The following is a 22,843-nucleotide window of genomic DNA, read 5'->3' as shown; positions in this document are numbered from 1 at the left end:
ACCGCCAGCTTGATGACGCCCGCGGCGTCACTAGCTTAGCCGCATGCAAGCCACCACGCTCAGCGATCGCGCGCTCGTCCGTCTCGCCGGCCCCGATGTCCGCGGCTTCCTCCAGGGACTCGTCACCAACGACATCGGCGGCGCGCTGCCGGTCTGGGCGGCGCTGCTCACGCCGCAGGGCAAGGCGCTGTTCGACTTCCTCGTCTGGGCGGATGGCGACGATCTGCTGCTCGACGTCGAGCGGGACGCCGCCGATGCGCTGATCCGCCGGCTGACGCTCTACCGGCTGCGGCGGCCGATCGTCATCGCGCGCGACGAGACGCGCGCCGTCCATTGGGCGCCGGATGGTGCGGCGGGTGTCGCCGATCCGCGCCTCGCCGCGCTCGGTCGCCGCTGGCTGGCGCCCGCGGGCGAGCCGGCGCGCGGCTGGCGGGCGCATCGCCTGGCGCTCGGCGTGGTCGAAGGCGTCGCCGAGCTCGGCAATGGCGAGACGCTGTGGCTCGAATGCAATGCGCGCGAGCTCAATGGCGTCAGCTTCGCCAAGGGCTGCTATATCGGACAGGAGAATACGGCGCGGATGCACCATCGCGCCAAGGTCAACCGCCGCCTCGTCGTCGCGCCGCTCACCGCCGCCGGCGAGCGTACGCGCACGACCTACCCCAACCTCGGCCTGATGATCGAGCATCGCCGGGTCGAGGCGTTAGGCGATGCGCTGCGGCCAGACTGGCTGGCCGCGGCGCTCGCCGAGGATCAGCGGCCCACCGCGGTATAGGCGAAACCGGCGCCTTCCACCTCGTCGCGGCGGTAGACGTTGCGCAGGTCGACGAGCACCGGCGCGGCCATGATCGACGCCAGCTTGGGCAGGTCGAGCGCGCGGAACGCATCCCATTCGGTGACGATCACCACCGCGTCGGCGCCGGTCGCCGCCTCATAGGCATCCTTGCAGAAGGCCAGCTCGGGCATCATCCGCTCCGCCGCTTCCATCCCCTCGGGATCATAGGCCCGCACCGTCACGCCGGCATCGCTCAGCGCCTGCGCGATCGCGATCGACGGCGCGTCGCGCATGTCGTCGGTGTTGGGCTTGAAGGTCAGGCCGAGCAGCGCGACGGTCTTGCCCTTGGGCGCATCGCCGAGCGCGTGCAGCACCTTGCGGCCCATCGCGCGCTTGCGGCTGTCGTTCACCTTGACCACCGCCTCGACGATATGGACCGGGCTCTCGAAATCCTCGGCGGTCTTGAGCAGCGCCAGCGTATCCTTGGGGAAGCACGAGCCGCCATAGCCGGGGCCGGCATGGAGGAACTTGGCCCCGATGCGATTGTCGAGACCGATGCCGCGGCTGACGTCCTGGACGTTGGCGCCGACCGCCTCGCACAGATCGGCGATCTCGTTGATGAAGGTGATCTTGGTCGCGAGGAAGGCGTTGGCCGCATATTTGATAAGCTCGGACGTCCTCCGACCGGTGAACAGGATCGGCGATTCGTTGAGGTAGAGCGGGCGATAGACGCCGCGCATCACCTTGCGCGCGGCCTCGTCGTCGGTGCCGATGACGATCCGGTCGGGGCGCTTGAAGTCGCCGATCGCGGCGCCCTCGCGCAGGAATTCCGGATTGGAGACGACCGCGACGTCGATCTCCGGCCGCTTCTCGCGCAGGATCGCCTCGACCTTGTCGCCGGTGCCGACGGGCACGGTCGACTTGGTGACGACGACGGTCGGCCCGGTCACCGCCGCGGCGATTTCCTCGGTGGCGGCGAAGACATAGCTGAGGTCGGCATGGCCGTCGCCGCGCCGCGACGGCGTGCCGACCGCGATGAAGATCGCATCCGCGCCAGCGACCGAGGCGGCAAGATCGGTGGTGAAGGTCAGCCGACCCGCGGCGACGTTGGTCGCGACGAGCGATTCGAGCCCCGGCTCGTAGATCGGCATGCGCCCGGCCTTGAGCGCGGCGATCTTGCCCTCGTCCTTGTCGACGCAGATCACGTCATGACCGAAATCGGCGAAACAGGCCCCGGACACCAGGCCGACATAGCCCGAACCGATCATCGTGATACGCATCGATATCCTCTTGGCGGATGAGATTGTGGCACCGTCTCTAACCAAACGCGGCGCGATTGCCAGCCTCGGGCAACCGCCGCCGCGACGCACGTCCCATCGCGGGATGCGCGCAACAAAAAGGGAGGCCGGCTCGCGCCGACCTCCCGATCTGTAGTCCTACGAAAGGAGCTGGTCTTACTGACCGGCGCCCGGGCCGTAGGTGACTTCCACGCGACGGTTCTGCACTTCGCGAACGCCGTCGGCGGTGTCGACGCGCGGGCGGCTCTCGCCGAACGCTTCCGTCGAGATGACACCGGCGGGGATGGCGTGCGACGTCATGTACGCCTTCACCGAGTCCGCGCGGCGCTGCGACAGGCCGACGTTGTACTTGGCCGAACCCGACTTGTCGGTGTGACCCGCCAGCATGACCTGCGCGTTGCCGCAGCTCTGGTACTGGCTGATGGCGTTGTCGAGGATCGACGCGGCCTCGGGGGTGACGTCCGACTTGTCCCACTCGAAGAACACGATGAACGGACCAGGCGAGCAGACCGGAGCCTGAGCGACCGGCTCGGGAGCCGGCGGCGGGGGAGGCGGCGGCGGCGGCGGCGGCGGCGGCGGCGGCGGCGGGGTCGGCGTACCGAAGTTGTACGTCACGCCACCGAGGATGCTGTGCGACCGGAAGCGACCGTCGAACTGACGGTTGGTCACGTCGACCAGCTTGACGTTGTCGGCGTTGAAGAAGCGATACTTCAGCGTCGCGTCGATGTGGTCGGTCAGCGGAGCGCGGACGCCGGCGAGACCCTGCCACGCGAACACGGTGTCCGAATCGTCGACGAAGTTGCCGCGGGTGTTGAGCGCGTAGTTCGCCTTGACGCGAGCGACGCCGACACCGCCGCCGACGAAGCCCTGGATGCCGTCATCGTCACCGAAGTCGAGCAGGCCGTTCAGCATGAAGCTGAGCGCCGAGGTCTTGCCGCCGGCATAGTCGTACGAACCGGCAGCCGCGTTGCCCAGGCCAGCGGCGGTGTACGCCGGGGTGGTCAGCGTCGAGCTGTAGCCGTCGACGGTCGCCGAACGGTAGCCGACTTCGGTTTCGACGCGGAATGCACCGAAATCGTAGCCGATCACGCCATCGACGTCGTAGCCATAGTTGTGGTCGACGGTAGCAGCGCGCGAGACGGCGCCGATGTCATAGTTGATGTCTTCGACGATCATCGCGCCGCCTTCGACGCCAACGTACCACGACTTGTCGCGGGCGAGGGCGGGAGTGGCGAGCGCGGTGGATGCCAGTGCCAGTACGACGGCAAGCTTCCGCATAGAAGTCCCCTTTCTTGAGTGTCACTACGGACAGGGCAAACTCACTATCCGAGGGTTGGTTTCCACGCAAGAATGCAAAAGCCGGGACCTGTTGCAGGAATCCCACACTCATTTTCACCGCGCGATCAGACCGTGCTGTCGCAAAGCACTGAGAATCCTAGTCAAAACCTCCCGGGCCACGTTATCCACGATGGTTCCGCCGACAGGGTCGTCGATCGCCGCGCCGCGCGCGCCGACGACGGTTTCCCCGCCGATCACCAGCCGACCGGCACAGACGTCGCCATCGTGCCACGCGCCATCGTGGTAAACAATCGGTTGACGTGTCGAAGCGTTCCATGCGGCATAGCCCTCGGCGGGCCGGACGAAACGCCAGCCGTCGCCGGTCCAGCCGGCCAGCGCCTGCGCCTGCCCCGCCCACAGCCCCTCGGGCGCCGCCCCGACGATCCAGCACTGGCCGGGCCGCGGATCGGCGGGCGGAACGTTGCCGCCGGCGCCGGCCACCACCGGCTGGACGAGCATGTCGAGTCGCACCAGCGCCTCGTTGTGGGTAAGCTCCTTGCCCGCCTGGCCGGGCGCGAGGAAGGGCAAGGCCAGCCGGGCGCTCTGGTCGATGGTGGTCATGCCGTGTCTCCCACGATGATCGTCAATGGTGTCGAGACGGCGAGCGTCCCCAGCTGGACGACCGTGACGCTCGTCCCGGCCGGCGGCCGCGCCGCAGCGGTGAAGCGATAGGCGGGCGCGTCGGTGACGGCCGCCTGCGGTCCTGCCGATGTCGTCCAGGCGAGGCGATAGCCTTCGCTCTCCTCGCCGAGCGGCACGTCGACGCCGTCGCGCCAGCTCCATCCGGCACGACTGCGACGGACCCAGCGCACGGTCATGCCGCCGTCCGCCTCGACGGTGACGGAGCCGAGCACCGGCGCGGGAGGCGCGACCGAGGCGCCGGTGATCGTCACCGCCGTCTCCACCGGCGCCGCATCGCCGACGCCGCTCGCCAGCAGCCGCAGCCGCCGGCCGATCGCCGCCGCCGGCAGCGCGATCGCGGTGATCGCGTCGGGCTCGATCAGCACGAATCGCTCGCCGGTACGATGCGTCGCGATCGCCGCCTCGCTGCCGCGCACGCCGCGCATCAGGTCGGTCAGCCGCCAGCGCCCGCCGCCGAGCGGCGTCGCGGTCGCGAACTGGATCAGTTCGTCGCCGACCAGCGCGAGATTGCCGCCCTGCCCGCGCATCACCGCATCGGCATCGCCCAGCATCATGTCGTCGCGCAGCAGCGTGACCACCACCGCGCTCTGCCGGTCGGCCAGCCGGCCGGATGCCGCCGCGGCGGGCGGCACGTCGACCGTGCCGATCATCCCCGGCGCCGCGCTCGCCGGCGCCGCGCTCCAGCTCGCGCCCTCGTCGAGGCTGTAGAGCAACGTCGCCTGTCGCCAGCCCGGCCCGCTGCCGCACGCCACGACGCTTAGCCGCGGCAGCGTCAGCGGCGCCTCGCCGAGCCCGGGCAGCTCCGCCGCCGCGAGCGCCGTGCGCCCGATCGGCAGATCGGCCGCCGGCAGGCAGGCGCCGCTGCTCGCCGCGCCGGCCACCGGCACCGTACCGATCGGCAGCAGCGTCAACGTCGTCAGCACGCCCGAGATGCTGCTGCTCGCCACCCGCCAGCGCCCCGCCTCGCCATCGAGTGCGACGATCGCGCCCGGCGCGATGCCGAGTCCCTCCCGGCCGAGCGCGACCTGCCGCCGCGTCCGCTCGATCTCGCCCCGCGCGAGCAGCGCCGCCGCGACGCCCTTCGCCGCGGTCGCGTCGATCACCGCGGGCAATTCGACGCGATCGATCCGCTCGCCCGGTCCCGGCCGCCGCATGCGCTGCACGCCGACCTGATAGTCGCGCGCCGGGTCGTGATGCGCCACCGCCACCTCGCGCGGCACGCTGGCGAGCGCGGCGACCGTTCTGCGCCGCCGCGGCGTCCGCCCGCCCGCCGCCAGCCCCGCGTCGGCGATCGGCACCGCCGCACCCGTGTCGGTCTGCCGCACCAGCCGCGCGCCGTCGCTGCGCCACCAGCCGCCGTCGAGCAGCGCCAGCGTCTCGAGCACACCGCGCACGTTCGCCCCCGCCGCGGCGAAGCCGTCGAGCGGCAGCCCGCCCTGCGCCGTCACCTCGGGCGCGATCGTCGCGGCGATCGTCCCGCTCGGCACCGCCGCCGCATCGGCGACCACCTCGAAGGTCAGCGACGGGATGCGGTTGCCGAAATCGGCGAGCAGCAAGCCCTCGAACACCGCATAGGCGATACCGCGATAGGCGGGCGTCGCCCCCATCGCCGCGGCGATCAGCGGATCGACCGGCTGGTCCTCGCTGCCGGGATGCAACCGGAAGCCCGTCTGCGTCTTCCAGTCGCCCGCCGCGCCGCGCAGGAGTCTGCCCTCCGCCCAGATCCGCCGCACCGCGACGATCGGCCGCGCCGACAGCGCCACCGCGAAGCTCGCGCTGTAGCTGTAGGTGTTGGTCGCCGGCCGCCCCTTGCCGCCGCGCTGGCTGTTGCGGGTCTCGATCAGGTCGGTCGACCAGATCACCGTTCCCGCGACGCGCATCGTCCCGAACAATTGCGGCAGCGGCGTGCCGTAGCTCGACGTCTGCACCGACAGGTCGGCGAGCCGCGGCCCCTCGCGCGCGGCGTGGCGGAACAGCCGCGCATCGATTGCCTGGCCGAGGATTGCGCCGACCGCGCCGCCGATCGGCCCGCCCAACGCTCGCCCGACCGTGCTCAGCACCAAGGTCGCCATCACCCTTCCCCCTCGTACCGCCAGGCGCCGAGCAACGGCCAGTCCGGCCGGCCCGGTCGCTCGACCACGCGGCGCAGGGCCGCATCGGCATGGACGATGCCGCCCGCGACTCGCACCGCACCGTGCAGCTGCGCCGGCCCGGTCGCGAACAGCAGCACGTCCCCCGTCGCCGCGCCGTCGCCGCGCGCCAGCACCCTGTCGAACCGCGCCGCGACCTGCGCCGGATCGCCACCGCGCAGCGGATAGCCGCTCGGCACCGTGCCCCGCCAACCAGCGCCGCGCAGCGCCGCCGCGATCACGCCGATACAGTCGAGCCCGTGCGCCGGATCGCGGCCATGCAGGCGGAAGCGCACCCCGACCAGCGCCCGCGCCGCCGCCGCGACCGCCACGCCCCTAGCCACCGGAATAGCGCGTCAGCAGGTCCATGCCCGGCAGATGCGGCTCGCCCCGGAAGTTCGCCGCATTAGCGAAGCGCCCGGCACAGGTCGCGAAGCGCTTGTCGCATCCCTCGCTCAGCTCGACGAGCACGCCTTCGCCGACCGCAAAGACCGGTGGCGCGCGCAACGTCACCGTCGATCCCGCCGAGGCGTCGATCGCCTGCACCAGCCCGCCGTTCGCGCCGCCGAACCAGCGCAGCACGCCGCCGGCATAGGCGCCCGCGACCGGCTCCGCCGCGTCGAGCGTCACCACCCGCTCGGCGATCGCGAGCACCCGGGCGAACCGGCGCCGCGCCGCCATCGCGACGCGGCAACGCCGGTCGCCCAGTTCGGCGCGGCAGGCGGCGGAGGTCTCCTCGACCACCGCACGGTCGAGCGCCGCGCTCGCGCCGGCGAGTTCGGCGGTGAAGCCGTCCTCGCCCAGCTCGACCGCGCCGATCCGCCCGGCGCCCAGCGGCGCGACGATCGCGCCCATCTCCCAGTCGACCGCGAACAGCCGCACCCATGCGCCGTCCCAGCGCCCGGCGAGCAGGTCCGCCTCGCCGATCGCCGCGCTGGTCAGGCTGCCGCGCACGTCCATCGTATCCGCCTCGAGCCCGGCATGGCGCTCGATCGCCGAGGGCGTCATGCCCGGCGCGGCGCGATAGGTCATGCCGTCGATCGTCAGGTCGCGGTCATGCGTGGTCAGCCCGATCGAAATCCCGTCGCGCCGCTCGATCCGCCAGCAATAGGCGATGCACGACAGCGCGCTCACGTCCGCACCTCGATCAACGGCACCGACACCGCCTCACCGGCGAGGAAGGTCGTGCGGCTGACGCGCAGATGATCCTCGGCGAAGCGCACGACGACGTCGAACACGAAGCTCGCCGTCACGCGCGAGCCCGCTGCCGGAGCGGTGTCGAACAGCAGCATGCCGTCCGCCGCCAGGCTGAACGCCTGCGTCGCCACCCCGTCGATCGCGACGCGGACGCTGCCCGCGACCGGGCGGACGATCCGCCGGACCGCCGCGCCATAATGGCGGACGAGCGCGAACTGCCGCCTGACGCCGTCGCCGCTGCCGAGCGGCTCGTCCTGCCCCTCGGCATCGAACGGATCGCGCAGGCGAAAGGCGCGCGCCGGCCCCATCCGCGCGCGGAAGAAGGCGAGCAGGACGGCGATGTCCGCCTCGCTGCGCACCCCCGGCCCGACGTCGTAACTGGTGCGCGCTTCCGCCCAGGCGGCGTTGCGCTGCTCGGCGCCGCCCGCCGCGGTCAGGATCGTCGTCGAAAATGCCGGCGTCACCGCCGCCTCGCGGCCGAGTGCGATCGGAAAGAGGATATCGTCGTAATCCTGCATCGCATCCTCCCCTTCGAAATGGACGAAGCCGTCGCGCATCACCTGCGGCAGCGCCCACAGGGTCACGGCCGCGACGCCGCGCGCCCGCGCCGCTAGGGCCGCCGCCTCGATGCGTGGCCAATGCGCCGCCGCCTGCGCGGCCTCGGCGACGAAGCCGGCGAAATATTGCTGCTGTGCCGGCGGATAGCCGAGCCGCGCCTGCGCCACCGCGACGCCGCGCGCGGTCAGCGCGCCGTCGCCGGCGGTGACCCAGTCGTAATCTTCGAGCTGCAACACGTCGAAGGCCGGCGCCGCCCAGCCGACCGGCAAGGCGGCACGCGCCCAGTCCGGCGCCGCACCGTCGAGCACCGTCGGCAGATAGGCGAGCAGATAGGTGCGACAGCCCGGAAACGCGCCCCGCACCTGCGCGACCAGCGCCGCGGTCGACGCCGCCAGCGCCGCCCCCGCGCGATCGAGCGTCGCGCGCTGCACCGCATCGAGCGGCGCACGCACCGAAGGGATCGCAACCGGCGCGAAGGCCGCCACCGCCGCCGCGTCGTACAGGCACGGCCGCCCGTCCGCCATCAGCCACCACCACGGCTCGCCGACCTGGAAGTGCGGCGCCAGCCCCGCCGCGACGCCGAGTCCGACGAACGCCGTCGCCACCTGGCGCAGATAACGCATCGCCCCGTCATGCGCCGGCGACAGCAGCGCCGACGGCGGCGTCCAGCCGGTCTGCGCCGGCGTCCCGTCCGCCGCGCGCTGTTTCCAGTCGCTCCAGCAATGCGCGTCGAGCAGTTCGTAGCTCAGCGACCAGATCAGCGCATAGCCGAACCGCTGCGCCCGCTCGGCGAAATCGCGATGCCAGGCGGCGCAGGCGGCGTTGATCACCCCGCCGCGCAGGCTGACGTACAGCCCGGCGCCGAGCGGTTCGAGCCGGAAATAATGGCTCATCCCGACATAATGCGTGATCGCACCGCGATAGCCGAGGTGCAGCGCATTGCGCAGCAGCCGGGCCGGGGTGAGGTGATAGCTGTCGTCATACCCGCTGGCGACGGCGAAGCCGTGTTCGGGCACGACCACGTCGCCGAGCCCGATCACCGCACCCGGCCCGTCGCAGGCGATGTCGCTCAGCTCGACCCAGCCCTCCGCCGCCGCGGGCAGCAGGGCGTCGCTGCCGTCATAACCGGGCGGCACCATCGATACGAACAGCCTGTCGATATCGCCCGCCCATACCGGCCGCGCATCGTCGGGCAGCCGGAACCCGCCGGCGAGATCGGCGAAGTCGAGCGTCACCGCCGCATCCTCGGGCGTACCCGTGGCATAATTCCACAGCCGCACGTACCAGGTCGCCGCCTGCCCCGCCGCGTCGCGCCCCTCGATCGTCAGCGTCGGCCCGTTGACCGCGTCGAGCGGCAGGATTCCCTGCGACCGCCAGCGGAAGCGGAGCCGGCAGCCGCGGAAGTCGCGCTCCGTCGCATAGCGCAGCAAGGGGTGATCGAACCGGTCCTCCGCCGCCCAGATCAGCCCGGCGAGGTCGCCGCGCGTCTGGAACACCAGATCAACGCGCAGCGCATCCGCCGCCGGATTGGTCACCGCCGCCATCATCGGCCGCGGGAAGTCGACCGTCCAGAAGCGCCCGTCGAAGCGCGAGAGGACGGCGTCCGCCGCCGGCGGCGTCGTACATAGCCAGAATGCCATCCGCCCACCCCCTCATTCGCTCAGCGCCGCGCGCACCGCGCGCGCCACCTGCCGGCTCGATCGCTCCATCGCCGCCGGCGCCTCGCCCGGCGCGGTCTGGACGTGGATCGTCACGCGGACGTCGCGCGGCGCCGCCGCGGCCGGCTCGATCCGTCCGCTCGCGGTCGGCACGAACATCTCGGGACCGCGCTCGCCGATGATATAGCCGCGCCCCGCCGTCACCGGCCCGCCGGTCGCCCGCCCCGGCCAGCCGCGCTGCAGGAGCGATCCCAACACATCGGGACCGCCGTTGCCGAAACACCCGCCGGCATCGCCGCCCGCCGGCGCCCTGCCACCGCCACCGCCACCGAACAGCGCGCCGACGCCGGCGTGCAGCGCCGCCTTGGCGATCTGTGCCATCGCCGCCAGCGCGACGCCCTTCAATTCCTCGAAGCCGAAGCTGCCGCTGCGCGCCGCATGCAGCAGCGCCGCCTCGATCGTCCGCCCGACCCGCTGCGCCCCCGCGCCGAGACTATCCTCGAGCGTGCTCCGCATCGCCTCGACGTCGCGCGCGAACCCCGTCGTGTCGGCGCGCACGCCGATCATCATCCGCTCCACCTCATCCATCCGGATGTGCCTCCTGCAAGGCGGCGATCGTCGCGGCGTCGGGCGGCGTCGCCGCCCCGCCGCCGTCCCGCATCGCCGCGACCAGTGCCGCGAGTTCGGCCGGCGTCGCGCGCCAGAAGGCGTCGGGGCTCCACCCCAGGATCGCCCCCGCCGCACCCGCCAGCCGCACCGCCGCCGCCGTAAAACCGCTCATCGCCCCGCCAAAATCTGGTGGAGCAGGTGGCGCAGCACCGGCGTCAGTTGGGCGAGCCCGAGCGCGACCAGCGCCTCGCCCAGCGTCTCGCGCGTCATCCCCGCCGGCGGCTCGCGCAGGCAATGCCAGAACAGGGCGACCAGCTCGCCGATCGCCAGCTTGCCGTCGGCGGCGCGGGTGACGAGGTCGAACAGCGAGCCCAGCTCCTGCTCCGCCGCGACCAACGCCTGGAACGACGGCCGCAGCACCAGCTCGCATCCATCGACCCGCACGGCGCATTCGCCGCGCGCCGGATTGGCCGCCGCGCTCATGCCGCCACCACCGGGCCGGAGCTTTCGAGGCTCAGCGTATAGGATCGCTCGCCGTTGAAATCGCCGGCATAGTCGAGCTTGGTGACGAGGAAGCGGCCGGTCATGCTGTCGCCGCCCTCGAAGCTCAGCCGGTAATCGTCGATCGTCCCGGCGAGCGCATTGGCTCTGATCCGCGCCTCGCCCGCCGATCCGGTGAACACGCCCGCGCCCGAGACGCTGACGCTGCGCACCCCGGCGCCCGACAGCAACTGCCGCCAGCCGCCCGAATCCTTGTTGGTGATCACCACCGTCTCGCCGTTGACGCTCATCTGCGTCGTCCGCAGCCCGGCCACCGTCGCGAACGCCGGCGCCGCCGCGCCGTCGCCGATCTTGAGCAGAAAGGCACTGCCCCGTTCCACCGCCATCGTACGTCTCCTGGTTGGATAGAAAGAGCGGCGCCTGCCCGCTCCCCCGCCCCGCCTCCCATCGGCATCATGACTGGGAGGCGGGGCGGGGGAGCGGGCAGGCGCCGCCAAACGCGCTTCTGCGCGGTCCCGATCAGTTGATCCGGAACATCCGCACCGCGAACAGGCAGGTCGCGGTCCATTGCTCGCCCCGCTCGGAACGGGCGTCGCCGCGCACCTCCTTGCCGTGGACGATGCGGCTACGGGTCAGCGTCAGCGCGGCGAGCCGCCAGCCCGCGCCGAGATCGGGCGGGATCGCCGCCATCGCCGTCTCGACCTGCTCGACCAGCATGCGCAGCCGGTCGGGCTGTTCGCCGCTGTCGGTGCAGGTGACGCCGATCGTGCCGATCCGCCCGCTCACGCCCACCGCATCCGCCGCGGCGAGCACCGCGTCGTCGAGCACGACGCGCGGCAGCGAGGCGCGCAGCGGCGGCGCGGTGAACACCCGCATCCGCCGCGACAGCTGCGCCAGCGCCGCCGCCTGCAACACCGCCGCCGCGCTCACCGCTGCACCGCCGTCGCCAGCCGCAGCCGCCGGTACGGCCGCCACAGGGCCGCCACCGCGGCGGGCGGCTCGCCGCGTCCGTCGCGATGCTCGAACAGATGCGCGGCGAGCAGCACCACGCCCTGCGCGATCGGCGCGGGCACCGTCGCCCAGTCCGCCGCCAGCCCTGCCGTATAGGACACCGTCCCCGTCGCCGCGGCGCGCACCCAGCCGATCCCGCCACGATCGATGTCGAGCGCGACTCCGTCGACCGGGGCGACGATCGCCCGCACCGGCGCCTCGTCGAGCAATTGCCAGTCGGGCGATGCGACGACCGGCTGATCGAACCTTCGCTCGATCAGCCGCTGCCCGCAGAATGCCTCGGCCAGCGCCAGTGCCGCCGCGGCGGCGCGCACCAGCACGCGGTCCGCCGCCGCCATCCGCAGATAGTCCGCCGCCGCCGCGGCGGCGGCGGTGATCGCCGCTTCCATATGCCCCCCTCCCCTGTCATCCCGCTGCGGCCGCGCTCAGGCGGCGGCGAATTTCATCAGCTTGATCGCCTCGCTGTCGGCGACGCAGCCGCCGATCCGCTTGGTCGCGTAGAAGCTGACGAACGGCTTGTTCGAATAGGGATCGCGCAGGATCGTCGTCTCGCCGCGCTCGGCGATCAGATAGCCCGCGGTGAAATTGCCGAAGGCGATCGCCGCGGCATTGGCGGCGATATCCGGCATGTCCTCCGCCTCGATCACCGGATAGCCGAGCAGGCTCGCCGGCCGCCCGTCGGCCAGCCCCGGCTGCCACAGCGGATGGCCGTCGCCGGTCTTGATCTTGCGGATGCGCGCGAGCGTGCTCGCATTCATCACCCAGCAGGCCCCCTGCCGATAGGGCGCGCGCAGGCTCTGCATCAGGTCGATCAGCCGCTCGTCCGCCGCGCCGGCGAAATCGCCCGCCGCGCCCGACGGCAGATATTGCAACGTGCCGAGCGGACGCGCACCATCCCTCGCGGTCGACACCGGCTGCGTCAGGAAGCCGCGCGGGCGATTGTCGCCGGTGCCGGCGACGAACGCCGCACCCTCCGCCCGCGCGAATTCGGCGGCGATCTCGCCCGCCAGCCACAGCTCGACGTCGAACGCGGCATCGTCGAGCATCGCCTGGCTCGCCGAGGGATTGGCGTACAGCTCGCCCATCGGCGGCGCGAGTTCGGTGAACACCGGCGTCGCGCTCTCCGGCCGCGGCCCGGTCTCGCTCGCCCAGCCCGACGGCGTGCCGCCGCTGGTGATGAGCTTGCGATAGCCCGCCGATCCCACCGTCACCACCTTGGCGATCGCGCGGATGGGGGAGGCCTGGGTCAGCACCCGCGCGATCTCGGCATCGATCTCGCGCGGCACGGCATAGCCGCCCGCTTCGTCGCTCACCGAGGTGAAGGCCTTGGTTTCCAATATCGTGCCCTGCCGCACGAAGCCTTCGAAAGCCCCGTCCGCCGGCGCCACGCGTGCGCCGTCCAACGCCGGCCGATCGACCACGTCCATCGTCATTCTCCCTCCAGAAACCCTGTGCCGGGTCAGCCGACCCGATCGATCCGCGCGCCCGGCTGCATCGGCACGGCGACGAGGCTGACCTCGGCGAGCGCGACGCGCAGCAGTTCGCGCCGCGCACCCTGCGCGATGCGCAGCGGCCGGTAGCCGACCGACAGCCCGTCGACCGCCCGCGCCCGCACCAGAGCGGCAAGCCGGGCATCGTCGATCTCGCCCGCGATGCGCAGCCCGCGCGCATCCTCGCCGATCGCCGCGATCCGGCCGATCGGCGCACCGCGATGCTGCCAGAGCAGCGGCACGCGCTCCGGCCGCGCGAAGGCGCCGGCGCGGATCACGTCGCCGGCACGATCGGCGTGATCGAACAGCGCCGCATAGCCGGCGAAGCGCAGCGCGCTCATTCGAGCCACGTCCGCCAGCCGAGCTTGACCGCGAAGCCGGCGAGCAGCAGCGCCCCCGCCAGCCGCATCAGCCAGCCGGCGAGCGCCTTCCACGCCGATCGTTTGGCGTCGCGCCACGTCGCCAGCAATTCGCGCAGCGCGGCGAGATCGTCGCGTGCCTCCTCGTCGGCGAGGCCGAGCCGCTTCAACGCGCGCATCGCCGACAATTCGCCCGCCTCCTCGGCGATCGCGCGCATCGTCGCGAGATTGCTGCCCTCGCGTGCCGCCTGCGCCATCAGTTGCGCCAGAACCTCGCTCATCGTTCCACTCCCACCAATTTGCGTTTCTCGTCGTCGGTCAGGAAGCTCGCGGCGCTGACGCTCGCCCACAGCCGCTCGCGGTCCTCGCTCAGCGCCGGCACGCGATCGAGGTCGACGCGCAGGCGCGCGTCCGCGAACCAGCCGGCGAGGCCCTGCGCCAGGCCCGCGAGGATCGTCTCGGCGAGCGGCAGCACGGTCAGCCGGCACAAGGCGCGATTGGCCTCGCGGTAATTGGCATAGGTCGCGTCCCCGGGCAGGCCGAGCAGCATCGGCGGCACGCCGAAGGCGAGCGCGATCTCGCGCGCCGCCGCCGCCTTGAGGCCGACGAAGTCCATATCCGCCGGGCTCAGCGACAGCGGCTGCCAGCGCAGTCCGCCCTCGAGCAGCATCGGCCGCCCGGCATTGCCCGCACCGCCGAAGCCCGCCTCCATCTCGCTGCGCAGCCGCGCGAACTGGTCGGGCGACAGCGCCGCGCCATCCTGCGGATCATAGACCAGGGCGCCCGACGGCCGCGCCGCATTGTCGAGCAGCGCCTTGTTCCAGCGTGCCGCGGCATTGTGCACCGCCACCGCGCCCGCCGCCGCGCCGAGGCAGCCCATGCCGTAATGATCGTCGGTCGGGTTATAGCCGCGCAGATGCACCACCGCCGGCCGCGGACCCTCGGCATCGAGCCGCGTCCGCCGTTCGCCGACGCGATAGACGTACGCCGTCGGCCAGCCCGCCGCGTCGAGCTCGGCGGTGACCCGCTCGGGCCGCAAGGCGTAGAGCGCGGCGACCTCGCCCTCGCCATCGCGCAGCAGCTGGACATAGGCATTGCCGTGCAGCAGCATCTGCGCGGCGACGCTCTCCAGCAGCGCCTGGCCGCCGGTCCGCGCCTGGACGAGCGCGGCGAGCGCCGGCGCGCTGGCGACGACCGGCGCCGCCGCGACGCTTTCCGCGACCAGCTTGACCGCGCGCTGCGCGATCGCATTGCCGCCATAGCCGTCGCGCACCTGCGCCTCATAGGAGCGCGGCCAGTCGCCGACCGACACCCCCGTCGCCGCCCGCGACAGCGCCGGCCGCGCGCCCTCGCGCGCCGGCTTGCGTCCGAACAACCGCATGATCGTCTCCCGCCATCGATAGGAGCGCAAACGTCGCCGACCGACGCGCGCGTAAAACGTCCGTGCTTCCGCAAAGGCAGGAGCCCAGGATCACACGGACAAGCCTGCGTTGGTCTGCCCGCGCCGGAGCGCTACAATCCCCGCACCCCCGCCTGCGCACGCCGGCCGAGCATCAGCTCGCTCAGCGCCCATACCAGCGCATCGGCGCGGTCCGGCGACCGGCCCGGCCCATGATAGCCGCCGCCCGCGACGAGCCCGCACAGCTCGTCCTCAAGCGCGGGAAAGCGCCCGCCATGCTTGACCCGCCCGCGTTCGTACAACGTCGCGACCGGCTCGGCCCGCGCCACCTTGCCGCGGCTGGCATGGACCAGCACCACCGGCAGCGTCACGTCGGCGGCGAGCAGCACCGATCGCACCATCGCCCCGCCCTGATTGGCCTCCGCCACCACCCGGTCGGCGCGATGCCGCGCCGCGCACTCCGCCGCCGCCCGCGCCCATTCCTCCGGCGTCCGCGCGACGAGGCTCGCATCCTCCAGCACATAGCCGATGCCGGCATCGTCGCGTCCGACCGCGACGATGCCGCAGGCGTCGCCCGGTATGCCGTCGCCGCCCGCCGGCGGATCGATGCCGACGACGGTGCGGACCAGCGCCGACGGCGGTTCCGCCCGGCACGCCTCGATCCCGCCGCGCGTCCACAAGGCGCCGCCGAGATCCTCGATCAACTCGCCGTCGAGCTCCTGCCGGCCGAGTGCGGTGCCGCCATAGGCCTCTTCGACCTGCGCGACGAAGCGCGCCGGCAGGTACGGATTGTCGCGCGTCGCGCCCCGCGTCTCGATCAGCCCGCGGGTGCGCAGCAGGCGCTTCATCAACGCGGTCGGCTGCGGCGTCGTCGTCACCACCACGCGCGGTGCCGGTCCGCGCCGCATCCCCATCATCAGATTGTCCCATGCGGCATCGCCGCGCCGCCACTTCGCCAGTTCATCGCACCAGGCCGCGCTATGTTCGGGGCCGCGCAGCTGATCGGGCGCATCCGCCGAATAGACGCGCGCCAGCGCGCCGCTCGGCCAGCGCAATTCGCCGTGGCTGATCCGATAGCTCGGCACCTGCTGCGTCTTGGCGACCGCGCGCAGGCCGCTCGGCCCGTCGATCATCACCCGCCGCACCTCCGCCGCGGTCGCGCCGACCAGCGCGATACGCGCCGCCGGATCGCGCGCCACCGCGCTGACCCATTCGGCCCCGGCGCGCGTCTTGCCGAAGCCGCGCCCGGCACGGATCAGCCAGATCCGCCAATCGCCGTCGGGCGCCACCTGCCCGGCGCGCGCCCAGCCGCCCTGCCAGCGTTCGGCCAGCTCGCGCGTCGCCGCGGTTGGCAGCGACCCGATCACCCACCGCCGCTCCGCTTCCGGCAGAGCGGCGAGCGCCGCGACCATATCCCCCGCGGCCCCGCTCATGCCGCATCGCCCTGCCGCGACCGCCCGGCGACCTTGGCGAGCCGGTCGAGGATCAGCGCATCGGTCTCCTCGCGCGTCGCCACCGCCGGCGCTGCATCGCCCGCCGGGGCGCGGCGCCCCGCCAGCACCAGCCGCATCGCGGCATCGCGATCGAAGCCGCCGTCACCGTGGAGGATCGCCGCGATCATCTGCGTCTCGACGAGCAGCCGCGCGGCCTCAGTCGCCGCCCGCCAGCCGCGGGCGAAGCCGTCGTCGTCACGCAGCCGGCGATATGCCTGCGTCACGTCGACCGCCGCCGCCTCGGCCGCCGCCGCGGCATCCTGCCCCGCGGCAATCCGGTCGAGAAACACCGACGTCCGTGTCGGCGTCCACCGCTGCCGACCGCCCGCCGCCCTGCCTCGCGCCATCGCCCGCCTCCCGCTCCGCAAACGAAAGGCCGCGGCGCCGGACGGTGTCGCCCGATGCCGCGGCCCCGCCCGCAATTCCTCATCGTTCCTGTTTTGTACTCGAACAGCGTGACGATGTCAAGCATTTTGTACCAGATAGGTTTTGTCGGATCACGACCTATTGTGAACGCTCACAATCTTTGATCGACCTGTCCAACTAATTGTGTCACAATCGGTTTCATTGCAGATACAGGCGGAGAGGACGGCCAACGGCACGCGCGGGCGGATCGGTGCGGGCGACGGTCAGCTTTCCGGCGGGAACGGCAGAGACGGCATGACGCACGATCATAACCGATTAAACCGAAATGATTTTTTATGAGGATGGCGTTGGGACCCGCGGCGCACGGCCTGATCCGCTCGGATCTGACCGTCGTCGACATCGACTCGGCCTATGAGTCGATCCTCAGCCTGCCGCGTGGCGCGATTATCGGTCACAGCGTCCTCGACACGCTCGCCGCCGCCGATCGCCCCGCCGGCGAACGCCAGCTCCGCCATATCCTCGACAGCGGCGAGGCGCGATTCTTCACCCATCGCCATGCGCGGGCCGACGGCAGCATCCTGTGGGTCAACCTCCACGTCTCGCGGATCGGTGCACAGGGTGACTGGCAATTGGCGGTGACCTGCCAGCCGCTGCGTGAACCCGACGTCTCGCCGTCGGCGGTCGAGGCGCAATGGCGGATGGCGCGGATGCTGCTGACCGCGATCGGCCACGGCAAGCGCGCCTTCGGCCAGGCGCTGATGGGCAATCCCGCCACCGAGATCATGCTCAGCGCCTATGTCGCGGAGGCGGAGGCCCGCGCGATCAACGGCGGCGAGATCGCGCGGCGGATCACCGTCGACTGGCTGCTCGCGCGCCGCTGGCTGCTCGCGCTCGGCAATGCCGGTTTCATCGAGCTCGAACGCCCCGGGCCGATCACCGACGATACGCCGATCCGCCTCAGCCCGCAGGCGCTGGCGATGCTGGAGACGATCTTCGGTTCGCTGCTCTCGGTCGCGCAGGGCATGCCCGTCGAGGCGTGATCAGCGCGCCTTGCGCCGGCGCAGCGCCAGCCGCATCCGCGCCAGCCAGCTGCGCGGCAGCGGCGGCCGCAGCGGCGCGATCAATGGCTCGAACTCATGCGGCTCGAACGGCACATGCGCCAGGTCGAGCATCAATCCGGTCACGTCCTTCGACAGGGTCGCGTGATTCTCGGCGTCATAGGTCGCGCGCAGCGCCTGGCCGAGCGGTTGCAGCTTCGCCTCCTGCCGAAGGCGCAATGGGTCCCGTCCGTTACTGCCGTCGTCGCCGCCATCCATGATTGCCGCCCTCGTCCGCATCCTTGAACGACTGGCGCGGGCAAGGGTTCATCGGTCAATCGGCCGCATCGTCCTCGCTGCCCGCGTCCGCCGTCGGCTCGCCGCCGCCGTAGCAGCGATCGAGATAGTGATTGGCGATGATATAGTGGGCCCGCACCGCTTCGGGATGGGTCGCGCGCTGGGCCAGTTCCAGTTCGGTTTCCGCCCGTGCGTAGAAGTAGTTCGTGTCGTCGCGCATGTCCGTCGCTTTCCGGCGATACCGCGTATCGCAATTCCTATAACGTTTCGGCGCCCTGCCGGATCAACGGCTCGCCGCATCGGCGAGCCTGGCCCAGGCGGCGATCTCGGCGTCGCAATGCGCCGCGACCGTCAGGTCGCCCGCCCGCGCCTGCGCCGTGTCGACGCTGACCGAGCCGCGCCATTCCCAGGTCGCATTGCCCGACAGGCTGACCATCGCATCCCGCGCCACCTGCGCCCGCACCAGTCCGCCCTTGTTGAACACGGTGATCGCCGCGTCATACGCCAGCCGCCCGGTCAGACAGGCGGCGAAGGCCGAGGCGGCCATCGCGCTGCCGCAACTGTCGGTCAGCCCGACGCCGCGTTCGAACGTCCGCACGAACAGCGCCTGCGTATCCGCGTCGGCGTCGCGCAGCTCGACGAACGAGACATTGGCGCGGTTGGGCAGCCAGTCGGGCGCCGCTTCGCAGCTTTCGCCGATCGCGACCAGCTCCGCCTCGTCGATCCGGTCGACGAAGGCGACGAGATGCGGATTGGGCATCGCCACCGCGGTGAAGTGCCGGTCCGAGCCGAGCGGTGCCACCGGCGCATCGACGATCCGCCCGCCCGCGCCGTGCAGCGGCCAGGCGGCGGCGTCGAGATCCGCCGGCCCCGCCGTCTCGCGTATCGTATAGACGTCGGGCGCCAGCGCCGCGTCGCGCGCCACCGTCGCGCGCGAGGTCTTGAGCTGCACCGTCGCCCGATCGATGCCCAGCGCCTCGAACCCCATGCGTGCGACGCAGCGCAGCCCGTTGAGGCATGTCTCCGCCTCGCTGCCGTCGGAGTTGAGCATCGTCATCGCGAAGTCGGCGCCGTCGCCGGCGTCGCGGAACAGCAGCAGCCCGTCGCCGCCGACCGGCCCGCGCCGATCGGCGAGCGCCCGCGCCACCGCCGCCCATTCCGCCGCCGGCAGGGCGATGCCGCGCGCGTCGATCAGCGGAAAGTCGTTGCCCGATCCATGGCATTTGACGAAGTCGAAGCGCACCACATCCATTCCCGCTGCGACCCTGCGGGCCGCTTATGTTCTCTCTGGCGGCGCCGTTACACCCGCCGGGCCGCTCACGGCAAACGATAATGATCCGCCAGCCGGTCGAGCGCGAGCGTCAGCACCAGCCGCCCGGCGCGCGCCGGCCAGCCGAGCGCCTTTTCGGCGGCGGGCAGCCCTTCGCCCGCGCAGATCACCCGCCACGCGACGTCGGCGAGTCCCCGCCCCGCCGCCGCCAGCGCCGCATCGAACCGGCGCTTGGCGGCGATCTGCGCGGGGGTCGGGTCGAGTCCCTCGCCGCCGCCGTCAACGCGATCCGCCCAGCGCATCGTCACCCGCGGTCCGAGCGCCGCCGTCTCATAATCGTCGCGCAACCGCTCCCCCGCCTCGAACTGCCGCACATCGACCAGCCCGCGCGCGCGCAGCCAGCCGAGCGGCGATTCGGTGACGTTCACTGTGACGTGACGCCCGCTCGCCAGCACCTGATCGACCAGATCCCGCATCCTGTCCTCCTATTGCCGAGTCGCCGGTCTCTTGCCACAACGTCAGCTTTGTAGGACAGGTGAATAACCACATCGGTTAAAAAAAGGGGCGTTCGATGATCACCGCCATCCGGGAAGTCCGCCGTGCCAAGGGCATGACGCTCGATGCGGTCGCACGGGCCTGTATCCCGCCGACCACGGCGCAGACGATCGGCCGGCTCGAGACGGGAACGCGCACCGTCTCGGTCGCCTGGCTCAACCGCATCGCCGCCGCGCTCGGCGTCGCGCCCGCCGATCTCGTCACTCTGCCCGATCGCGCCACCCTGCCCGTCGCCGCGACGCTCGACGCCGACGGTGCGCATGCGCCGCGCCAGTCGCTCACCCTGGTGCCGCCCGAGCCGTCCGCGGGCAGCATCGCGATCTCGGTCGACGGCAGCGTCGGCGACTATCGCGCCGGCGACGCGATCTGGTGCGAGCTGCGCACGCCCGACCGGTTCGGCGAGGCGCTCAACCGCGACGTGCTCGTCCCCGTCGCCGCCGGCCGCTTCCTCTTCGCCCGCCTGATCGGCCGCGACGGCGACGCCCTGCTCCTCCTCCCCCTCACCCCCAACGCCCGCCCGACCGCGATCCCCTCGCCCCCCTGGCTGGCGCAGGCCGCCCGCCTGATCCGCGCGCTGTGACGATTCGGTAGCGATGCCGTTCGCGCTGAGCCTGTCGAAGCGCCGGCCGCCGCGACGGAAAGCCCAGGAGCGGGCCCGCTCCCGACCGCACGCCGGTCCGCCCGCACCGCTTTAGCTGCAACGCAACATCTGCTACAGCGCACGCCATGCTCAACCTCAACGGCATCACCGTGCGCCTCGGCGGCCGCACGATCCTCGACGGCGCGACCGCGGCGCTGCCGCCGGGCAGTCGCGTCGGCCTGATCGGCCGCAACGGCGCCGGCAAGTCGACGCTGGTCCGCGTCATCGCCGGCATGCTCGAACCCGACGACGGCACCGCCGACATGCCCAAGGGCGCGCGGCTCGGCTATATCGCGCAGGAAGCGCCGTCGGGCACCGCGACGCCGTTCGAGACGGTGCTCGCCGCCGACACCGAGCGCGCCGCGCTGATGCTCGAATCGGAGACGAGCGAGGACCCCGACCGGCTCGGCGACGTCTACGAGCGGCTGATCGCGATCGACGCCTATACCGCGCCGATGCGCGCCGCGCAGATCCTGCTCGGCCTCGGCTTCGACGAAGAGATGCAGCAGCGCCCGCTCGACAGCTTCTCGGGCGGCTGGAAGATGCGCGTCGCGCTCGCCGCGCTGCTGTTCTCTCAGCCCGATTTGTTGCTGCTCGACGAACCGTCCAACCACCTCGATCTCGAAGCGGTGATGTGGCTGGAGGACTTCCTCGTCGGCTACAAGGCGACGATCGTCGTGGTCAGCCACGAGCGCGACTTCCTCAACAATGTCGTGGATCACATCCTCCACCTGCAGAACGGCAAGATCACGCTCTACGCCGGCGGCTACGACAGTTTCGAGCGGCAGCGCGCCGAACGGATGGCGCAGCTCGCCGCCGCCAAAGCCAATCAGGATGCGCAGCGCGCCAAGCTGCAGGATTATGTCGCACGCAACTCGGCGCGCGCCTCGACCGCCAAACAGGCGCAGAGCCGGCAGAAGATGCTCGCCAAGATGCAGCCGATCGCCGAGCTCGCCAACGATCCGACGCTGTCGTTCGACTTCCCCGATCCCAGCGAGCTGCGCCCGCCGCTGATCACGCTCGACATGGCGAGCGTCGGCTATGCCGAGACACCGATCCTCAAGCGGCTCAACATGCGGCTCGATCCTGACGACCGCGTCGCGCTGCTGGGGCGCAATGGCAACGGCAAGACGACGCTCGCCCGCCTGCTCGCCGCGCAGCTGGCGCCGATGGACGGCGCGATGAACGCGAGCGGCAAGATGAAGGTCGGCTATTTCACCCAATATCAGGTGGAGGAGCTCGACGCCGACGATACGCCGCTCGAACATATGACGCGGATCATGAAGGGCGCCAGCCCGGCCGCGGTGCGCGCGCAGCTCGGCCGCTTCGGCTTTTCCGGCGACAAGGCGGTCGGCAAGGTCGGCCGGATGTCGGGCGGCGAGAAGGCGCGGCTCGCGCTGGCGCTGATCACCCGCGACGCACCGCACATGCTCATCCTCGACGAGCCGACCAACCACCTCGACGTCGATGCGCGCGAGGCGCTGATCCAGGCGCTCAACTCCTACACCGGCGCGGTCGTGCTGGTCAGCCACGATCGCCACATGCTTGAGATGACCGCCGACCGGCTGGTGCTGGTCGACGGCGGCACCGCGCGCGAATTCGACGGCAGCCTCGACGATTACATCGCCTTCGTGCTCGCCGGCGACAAGCAGGACGAGCCCAAGGCGAAAAAGGCCAAGGCCAAGCCGTTCGACCGCGACGCCGACAAGGCCCGCCGCAAGACGATCCGCGACTGCGAGGCGGAGATCGCCCGCCTCACCACCGACCGCAACGCGATCGACCGCGCGATGTTCGATCCCAAGACCGCCGAGCCCAAATTCGCCAAACTGGCGATGAGCGAGCTGATGAAGCGTCGCGCCGACGTGCAGGCGCAGATCGAGGCGGCGGAAGCGACGTGGCTGGAGGCGACCGAGGCGCTGGAGGCGGCGTGAGGGGGCACGACGGGCGTTAAGGCTGCGACAGCTCCCGGCGATCGCTGACGGCGCGATCGTCGCGTTCATCCGGGTGTGGCAGCGCGGCCGGAGACCCTGCTAGGCCGTGACGAAAGCCGGCGTCGCTTGCCCAAGCACCCGTGTTCCTGCGCATGCAGGAACCCGGGGTCAAGCAGAGTAACGGCGTGTAATCTCTGCGACCCTGGGCTCCCGCGAAGGTGTACAGTTTCGGGAGACTGGTTGGACCGGGAAGGTGTAGAACGGGGCATCGTCTGGCTGAGGAGTCGAGGATG

The 22,843-nt window shown here is 71.7% G+C and carries 27 protein-coding genes; 4 read left to right on the top strand and 23 right to left on the bottom strand.

The window, feature by feature from the left end:
- Positions 1 to 43 precede the first annotated feature (43 nt).
- Positions 44 to 772, top strand: a complete 729-nt coding sequence (gene ygfZ, locus V8201_RS17680) for a CAF17-like 4Fe-4S cluster assembly/insertion protein YgfZ (RefSeq protein WP_336546106.1) — start codon at positions 44 to 46, stop codon at positions 770 to 772.
- On the opposite strand, the gene V8201_RS17675 is transcribed toward ygfZ, so the two are convergent.
- From V8201_RS17675 to V8201_RS17585, 19 genes are all read right to left on the bottom strand, one after another.
- Positions 751 to 2,052: a UDP-glucose dehydrogenase family protein gene (locus V8201_RS17675; RefSeq protein ID WP_271299970.1), complete on the bottom strand. Its 1,302-nt coding sequence runs from the start codon at positions 2,050 to 2,052 to the stop codon at positions 751 to 753. The two genes, ygfZ and V8201_RS17675, sit on opposite strands and share 22 nt — an antisense overlap.
- A 174-nt stretch (positions 2,053 to 2,226) precedes the next feature.
- Positions 2,227 to 3,348 carry an OmpA family protein gene (locus V8201_RS17670; RefSeq protein ID WP_336546105.1) on the bottom strand — a complete coding sequence of 374 codons (1,122 nt, stop codon included), beginning with the start codon at positions 3,346 to 3,348 and terminating at the stop codon, positions 2,227 to 2,229.
- Positions 3,349 to 3,462: 114 nt separating this feature from the next.
- Complete coding sequence (locus V8201_RS17665; RefSeq protein WP_336546104.1) at positions 3,463 to 3,969, bottom strand: DUF2793 domain-containing protein; 507 nt, start codon at positions 3,967 to 3,969, stop codon at positions 3,463 to 3,465.
- On the bottom strand, positions 3,966 to 6,122 hold the full coding sequence (locus V8201_RS17660) for a phage tail protein (protein WP_336546103.1): 2,157 nt from the start codon (positions 6,120 to 6,122) through the stop codon (positions 3,966 to 3,968). Before V8201_RS17660 ends, V8201_RS17665 begins: the two co-directional genes overlap by 4 nt.
- On the bottom strand, positions 6,122 to 6,511 hold the full coding sequence (locus V8201_RS17655; RefSeq protein WP_336546102.1) for a peptidoglycan endopeptidase: 390 nt from the start codon (positions 6,509 to 6,511) through the stop codon (positions 6,122 to 6,124). Before V8201_RS17655 ends, V8201_RS17660 begins: the two co-directional genes overlap by 1 nt.
- Positions 6,512 to 6,515: 4 nt before the next feature.
- Positions 6,516 to 7,313 (bottom strand): phage/gene transfer agent baseplate hub protein, encoded by a 798-nt coding sequence (locus tag V8201_RS17650; RefSeq protein ID WP_336546101.1) that lies wholly within the window; start codon positions 7,311 to 7,313, stop codon positions 6,516 to 6,518.
- Positions 7,310 to 9,574: a phage distal tail protein, Rcc01695 family gene (locus V8201_RS17645; protein WP_336546100.1), complete on the bottom strand. Its 2,265-nt coding sequence runs from the start codon at positions 9,572 to 9,574 to the stop codon at positions 7,310 to 7,312. The genes V8201_RS17650 and V8201_RS17645 overlap by 4 nt, the downstream gene beginning before the upstream one ends.
- Before the next feature lie 12 nt (positions 9,575 to 9,586).
- A complete protein-coding gene (locus V8201_RS17640; RefSeq protein ID WP_336546099.1) occupies positions 9,587 to 10,180 on the bottom strand; it encodes a tail tape measure protein in 594 nt (197 codons plus the stop codon).
- Positions 10,173 to 10,373 (bottom strand): phage tail assembly chaperone, encoded by a 201-nt coding sequence (locus V8201_RS17635; RefSeq protein ID WP_271299963.1) that lies wholly within the window; start codon positions 10,371 to 10,373, stop codon positions 10,173 to 10,175. The genes V8201_RS17640 and V8201_RS17635 overlap by 8 nt, the downstream gene beginning before the upstream one ends.
- Entirely contained in the window at positions 10,370 to 10,684 is a 315-nt protein-coding gene (locus V8201_RS17630; protein ID WP_081793105.1) for a gene transfer agent family protein, read from the bottom strand. The genes V8201_RS17635 and V8201_RS17630 overlap by 4 nt, the downstream gene beginning before the upstream one ends.
- Entirely contained in the window at positions 10,681 to 11,088 is a 408-nt protein-coding gene (locus V8201_RS17625; protein ID WP_271299961.1) for a phage major tail protein, TP901-1 family, read from the bottom strand. Before V8201_RS17625 ends, V8201_RS17630 begins: the two co-directional genes overlap by 4 nt.
- A 133-nt stretch (positions 11,089 to 11,221) precedes the next feature.
- Positions 11,222 to 11,632 carry a hypothetical protein gene (locus V8201_RS17620; protein ID WP_336546098.1) on the bottom strand — a complete coding sequence of 137 codons (411 nt, stop codon included), beginning with the start codon at positions 11,630 to 11,632 and terminating at the stop codon, positions 11,222 to 11,224.
- Positions 11,629 to 12,102: a head-tail connector protein gene (locus tag V8201_RS17615; protein WP_336546097.1), complete on the bottom strand. Its 474-nt coding sequence runs from the start codon at positions 12,100 to 12,102 to the stop codon at positions 11,629 to 11,631. Before V8201_RS17615 ends, V8201_RS17620 begins: the two co-directional genes overlap by 4 nt.
- 36 nt (positions 12,103 to 12,138) lie before the next feature.
- Positions 12,139 to 13,140 (bottom strand): phage major capsid protein, encoded by a 1,002-nt coding sequence (locus V8201_RS17610; protein WP_336546096.1) that lies wholly within the window; start codon positions 13,138 to 13,140, stop codon positions 12,139 to 12,141.
- 32 nt (positions 13,141 to 13,172) lie between these two features.
- Positions 13,173 to 13,544, bottom strand: a complete 372-nt coding sequence (locus tag V8201_RS17605) for an HK97 family phage prohead protease (protein WP_336546095.1) — start codon at positions 13,542 to 13,544, stop codon at positions 13,173 to 13,175.
- Positions 13,541 to 13,843 carry a DUF6127 family protein gene (locus V8201_RS17600; RefSeq protein ID WP_037535118.1) on the bottom strand — a complete coding sequence of 101 codons (303 nt, stop codon included), beginning with the start codon at positions 13,841 to 13,843 and terminating at the stop codon, positions 13,541 to 13,543. The genes V8201_RS17605 and V8201_RS17600 overlap by 4 nt, the downstream gene beginning before the upstream one ends.
- Positions 13,840 to 14,943 (bottom strand): phage portal protein, encoded by a 1,104-nt coding sequence (locus V8201_RS17595; protein ID WP_336546094.1) that lies wholly within the window; start codon positions 14,941 to 14,943, stop codon positions 13,840 to 13,842. Before V8201_RS17595 ends, V8201_RS17600 begins: the two co-directional genes overlap by 4 nt.
- A gap of 131 nt (positions 14,944 to 15,074) precedes the next feature.
- A complete protein-coding gene (locus tag V8201_RS17590; protein ID WP_336546093.1) occupies positions 15,075 to 16,394 on the bottom strand; it encodes a DNA-packaging protein in 1,320 nt (439 codons plus the stop codon).
- The gene (locus V8201_RS17585) at positions 16,391 to 16,801 is read right to left on the bottom strand and encodes a type III secretion system chaperone family protein (RefSeq protein WP_336546092.1); all 411 of its coding nucleotides are present in this window, start codon (positions 16,799 to 16,801) and stop codon (positions 16,391 to 16,393) included. The genes V8201_RS17590 and V8201_RS17585 overlap by 4 nt, the downstream gene beginning before the upstream one ends.
- Positions 16,802 to 17,161: 360 nt before the next feature.
- Here V8201_RS17585 and V8201_RS17580 point away from each other — a divergent pair, with 360 nt between their 5' ends.
- On the top strand, positions 17,162 to 17,860 hold the full coding sequence (locus tag V8201_RS17580) for a PAS domain-containing protein (RefSeq protein WP_051583509.1): 699 nt from the start codon (positions 17,162 to 17,164) through the stop codon (positions 17,858 to 17,860).
- On the opposite strand, the gene V8201_RS17575 is transcribed toward V8201_RS17580, so the two are convergent.
- The 4 genes from V8201_RS17575 to V8201_RS17560 form a co-directional block, all read right to left on the bottom strand.
- On the bottom strand, positions 17,861 to 18,097 hold the full coding sequence (locus V8201_RS17575; protein WP_336546091.1) for a hypothetical protein: 237 nt from the start codon (positions 18,095 to 18,097) through the stop codon (positions 17,861 to 17,863). It abuts the gene before it with no gap.
- 94 nt (positions 18,098 to 18,191) lie between these two features.
- Positions 18,192 to 18,374 carry a hypothetical protein gene (locus V8201_RS17570; protein ID WP_037535114.1) on the bottom strand — a complete coding sequence of 61 codons (183 nt, stop codon included), beginning with the start codon at positions 18,372 to 18,374 and terminating at the stop codon, positions 18,192 to 18,194.
- A 63-nt stretch (positions 18,375 to 18,437) separates the two neighbouring features.
- Positions 18,438 to 19,397, bottom strand: coding sequence for a diaminopimelate epimerase (gene dapF, locus V8201_RS17565; protein WP_200870435.1), 960 nt, complete (start codon positions 19,395 to 19,397; stop codon positions 18,438 to 18,440).
- A gap of 74 nt (positions 19,398 to 19,471) precedes the next feature.
- Entirely contained in the window at positions 19,472 to 19,900 is a 429-nt protein-coding gene (locus V8201_RS17560) for a DUF6456 domain-containing protein (RefSeq protein ID WP_336546090.1), read from the bottom strand.
- Positions 19,901 to 19,995: 95 nt separating this feature from the next.
- On the opposite strand from V8201_RS17560, the gene V8201_RS17555 reads away from it, so the two are divergent.
- Together V8201_RS17555 and V8201_RS17550 are read left to right on the top strand one after the other, a co-directional pair.
- A complete protein-coding gene (locus tag V8201_RS17555; RefSeq protein WP_336546089.1) occupies positions 19,996 to 20,559 on the top strand; it encodes a helix-turn-helix domain-containing protein in 564 nt (187 codons plus the stop codon).
- Positions 20,560 to 20,705: 146 nt separating this feature from the next.
- On the top strand, positions 20,706 to 22,550 hold the full coding sequence (locus V8201_RS17550; RefSeq protein ID WP_336546088.1) for an ABC-F family ATP-binding cassette domain-containing protein: 1,845 nt from the start codon (positions 20,706 to 20,708) through the stop codon (positions 22,548 to 22,550).
- The last annotated feature ends 293 nt before the right edge of the window (positions 22,551 to 22,843 follow it).

It is taken from the genome of Sphingomonas kyungheensis, from assembly GCF_037120395.1.
Lineage (GTDB): Bacteria > Pseudomonadota > Alphaproteobacteria > Sphingomonadales > Sphingomonadaceae > Sphingomonas > Sphingomonas kyungheensis.
This window is presented reverse-complemented; position numbering and strand designations above follow the sequence as displayed.

What these genes read in the sequence shown, in the direction of transcription:
- V8201_RS17670 (WP_336546105.1), bottom strand. Translation starts at nt 3,348, where the DNA reads ATGCGGAAGCTTGCCGTCGTACTGGCACTGGCATCCACCGCGCTCGCC.
- V8201_RS17630 (WP_081793105.1), bottom strand. Translation starts at nt 10,684, where the DNA reads ATGAGCGCGGCGGCCAATCCGGCGCGCGGCGAATGCGCCGTGCGGGTC.
- V8201_RS17660 (WP_336546103.1), bottom strand. Translation starts at nt 6,122, where the DNA reads ATGGCGACCTTGGTGCTGAGCACGGTCGGGCGAGCGTTGGGCGGGCCG.
- V8201_RS17645 (WP_336546100.1), bottom strand. Translation starts at nt 9,574, where the DNA reads ATGGCATTCTGGCTATGTACGACGCCGCCGGCGGCGGACGCCGTCCTC.
- V8201_RS17665 (WP_336546104.1), bottom strand. Translation starts at nt 3,969, where the DNA reads ATGACCACCATCGACCAGAGCGCCCGGCTGGCCTTGCCCTTCCTCGCG.
- V8201_RS17625 (WP_271299961.1), bottom strand. Translation starts at nt 11,088, where the DNA reads ATGGCGGTGGAACGGGGCAGTGCCTTTCTGCTCAAGATCGGCGACGGC.
- V8201_RS17675 (WP_271299970.1), bottom strand. Translation starts at nt 2,052, where the DNA reads ATGCGTATCACGATGATCGGTTCGGGCTATGTCGGCCTGGTGTCCGGG.
- V8201_RS17570 (WP_037535114.1), bottom strand. Translation starts at nt 18,374, where the DNA reads ATGCGCGACGACACGAACTACTTCTACGCACGGGCGGAAACCGAACTG.
- V8201_RS17560 (WP_336546090.1), bottom strand. Translation starts at nt 19,900, where the DNA reads ATGCGGGATCTGGTCGATCAGGTGCTGGCGAGCGGGCGTCACGTCACA.
- ygfZ (WP_336546106.1), top strand. Translation starts at nt 44, where the DNA reads ATGCAAGCCACCACGCTCAGCGATCGCGCGCTCGTCCGTCTCGCCGGC.
- V8201_RS17600 (WP_037535118.1), bottom strand. Translation starts at nt 13,843, where the DNA reads ATGAGCGAGGTTCTGGCGCAACTGATGGCGCAGGCGGCACGCGAGGGC.
- V8201_RS17610 (WP_336546096.1), bottom strand. Translation starts at nt 13,140, where the DNA reads ATGGACGTGGTCGATCGGCCGGCGTTGGACGGCGCACGCGTGGCGCCG.
- V8201_RS17555 (WP_336546089.1), top strand. Translation starts at nt 19,996, where the DNA reads ATGATCACCGCCATCCGGGAAGTCCGCCGTGCCAAGGGCATGACGCTC.
- V8201_RS17590 (WP_336546093.1), bottom strand. Translation starts at nt 16,394, where the DNA reads ATGAGCGGGGCCGCGGGGGATATGGTCGCGGCGCTCGCCGCTCTGCCG.
- V8201_RS17615 (WP_336546097.1), bottom strand. Translation starts at nt 12,102, where the DNA reads ATGGAAGCGGCGATCACCGCCGCCGCCGCGGCGGCGGCGGACTATCTG.
- V8201_RS17585 (WP_336546092.1), bottom strand. Translation starts at nt 16,801, where the DNA reads ATGGCGCGAGGCAGGGCGGCGGGCGGTCGGCAGCGGTGGACGCCGACA.
- V8201_RS17580 (WP_051583509.1), top strand. Translation starts at nt 17,162, where the DNA reads ATGGCGTTGGGACCCGCGGCGCACGGCCTGATCCGCTCGGATCTGACC.
- V8201_RS17635 (WP_271299963.1), bottom strand. Translation starts at nt 10,373, where the DNA reads ATGAGCGGTTTTACGGCGGCGGCGGTGCGGCTGGCGGGTGCGGCGGGG.
- V8201_RS17550 (WP_336546088.1), top strand. Translation starts at nt 20,706, where the DNA reads ATGCTCAACCTCAACGGCATCACCGTGCGCCTCGGCGGCCGCACGATC.
- V8201_RS17640 (WP_336546099.1), bottom strand. Translation starts at nt 10,180, where the DNA reads ATGGATGAGGTGGAGCGGATGATGATCGGCGTGCGCGCCGACACGACG.
- V8201_RS17605 (WP_336546095.1), bottom strand. Translation starts at nt 13,544, where the DNA reads ATGAGCGCGCTGCGCTTCGCCGGCTATGCGGCGCTGTTCGATCACGCC.
- V8201_RS17595 (WP_336546094.1), bottom strand. Translation starts at nt 14,943, where the DNA reads ATGCGGTTGTTCGGACGCAAGCCGGCGCGCGAGGGCGCGCGGCCGGCG.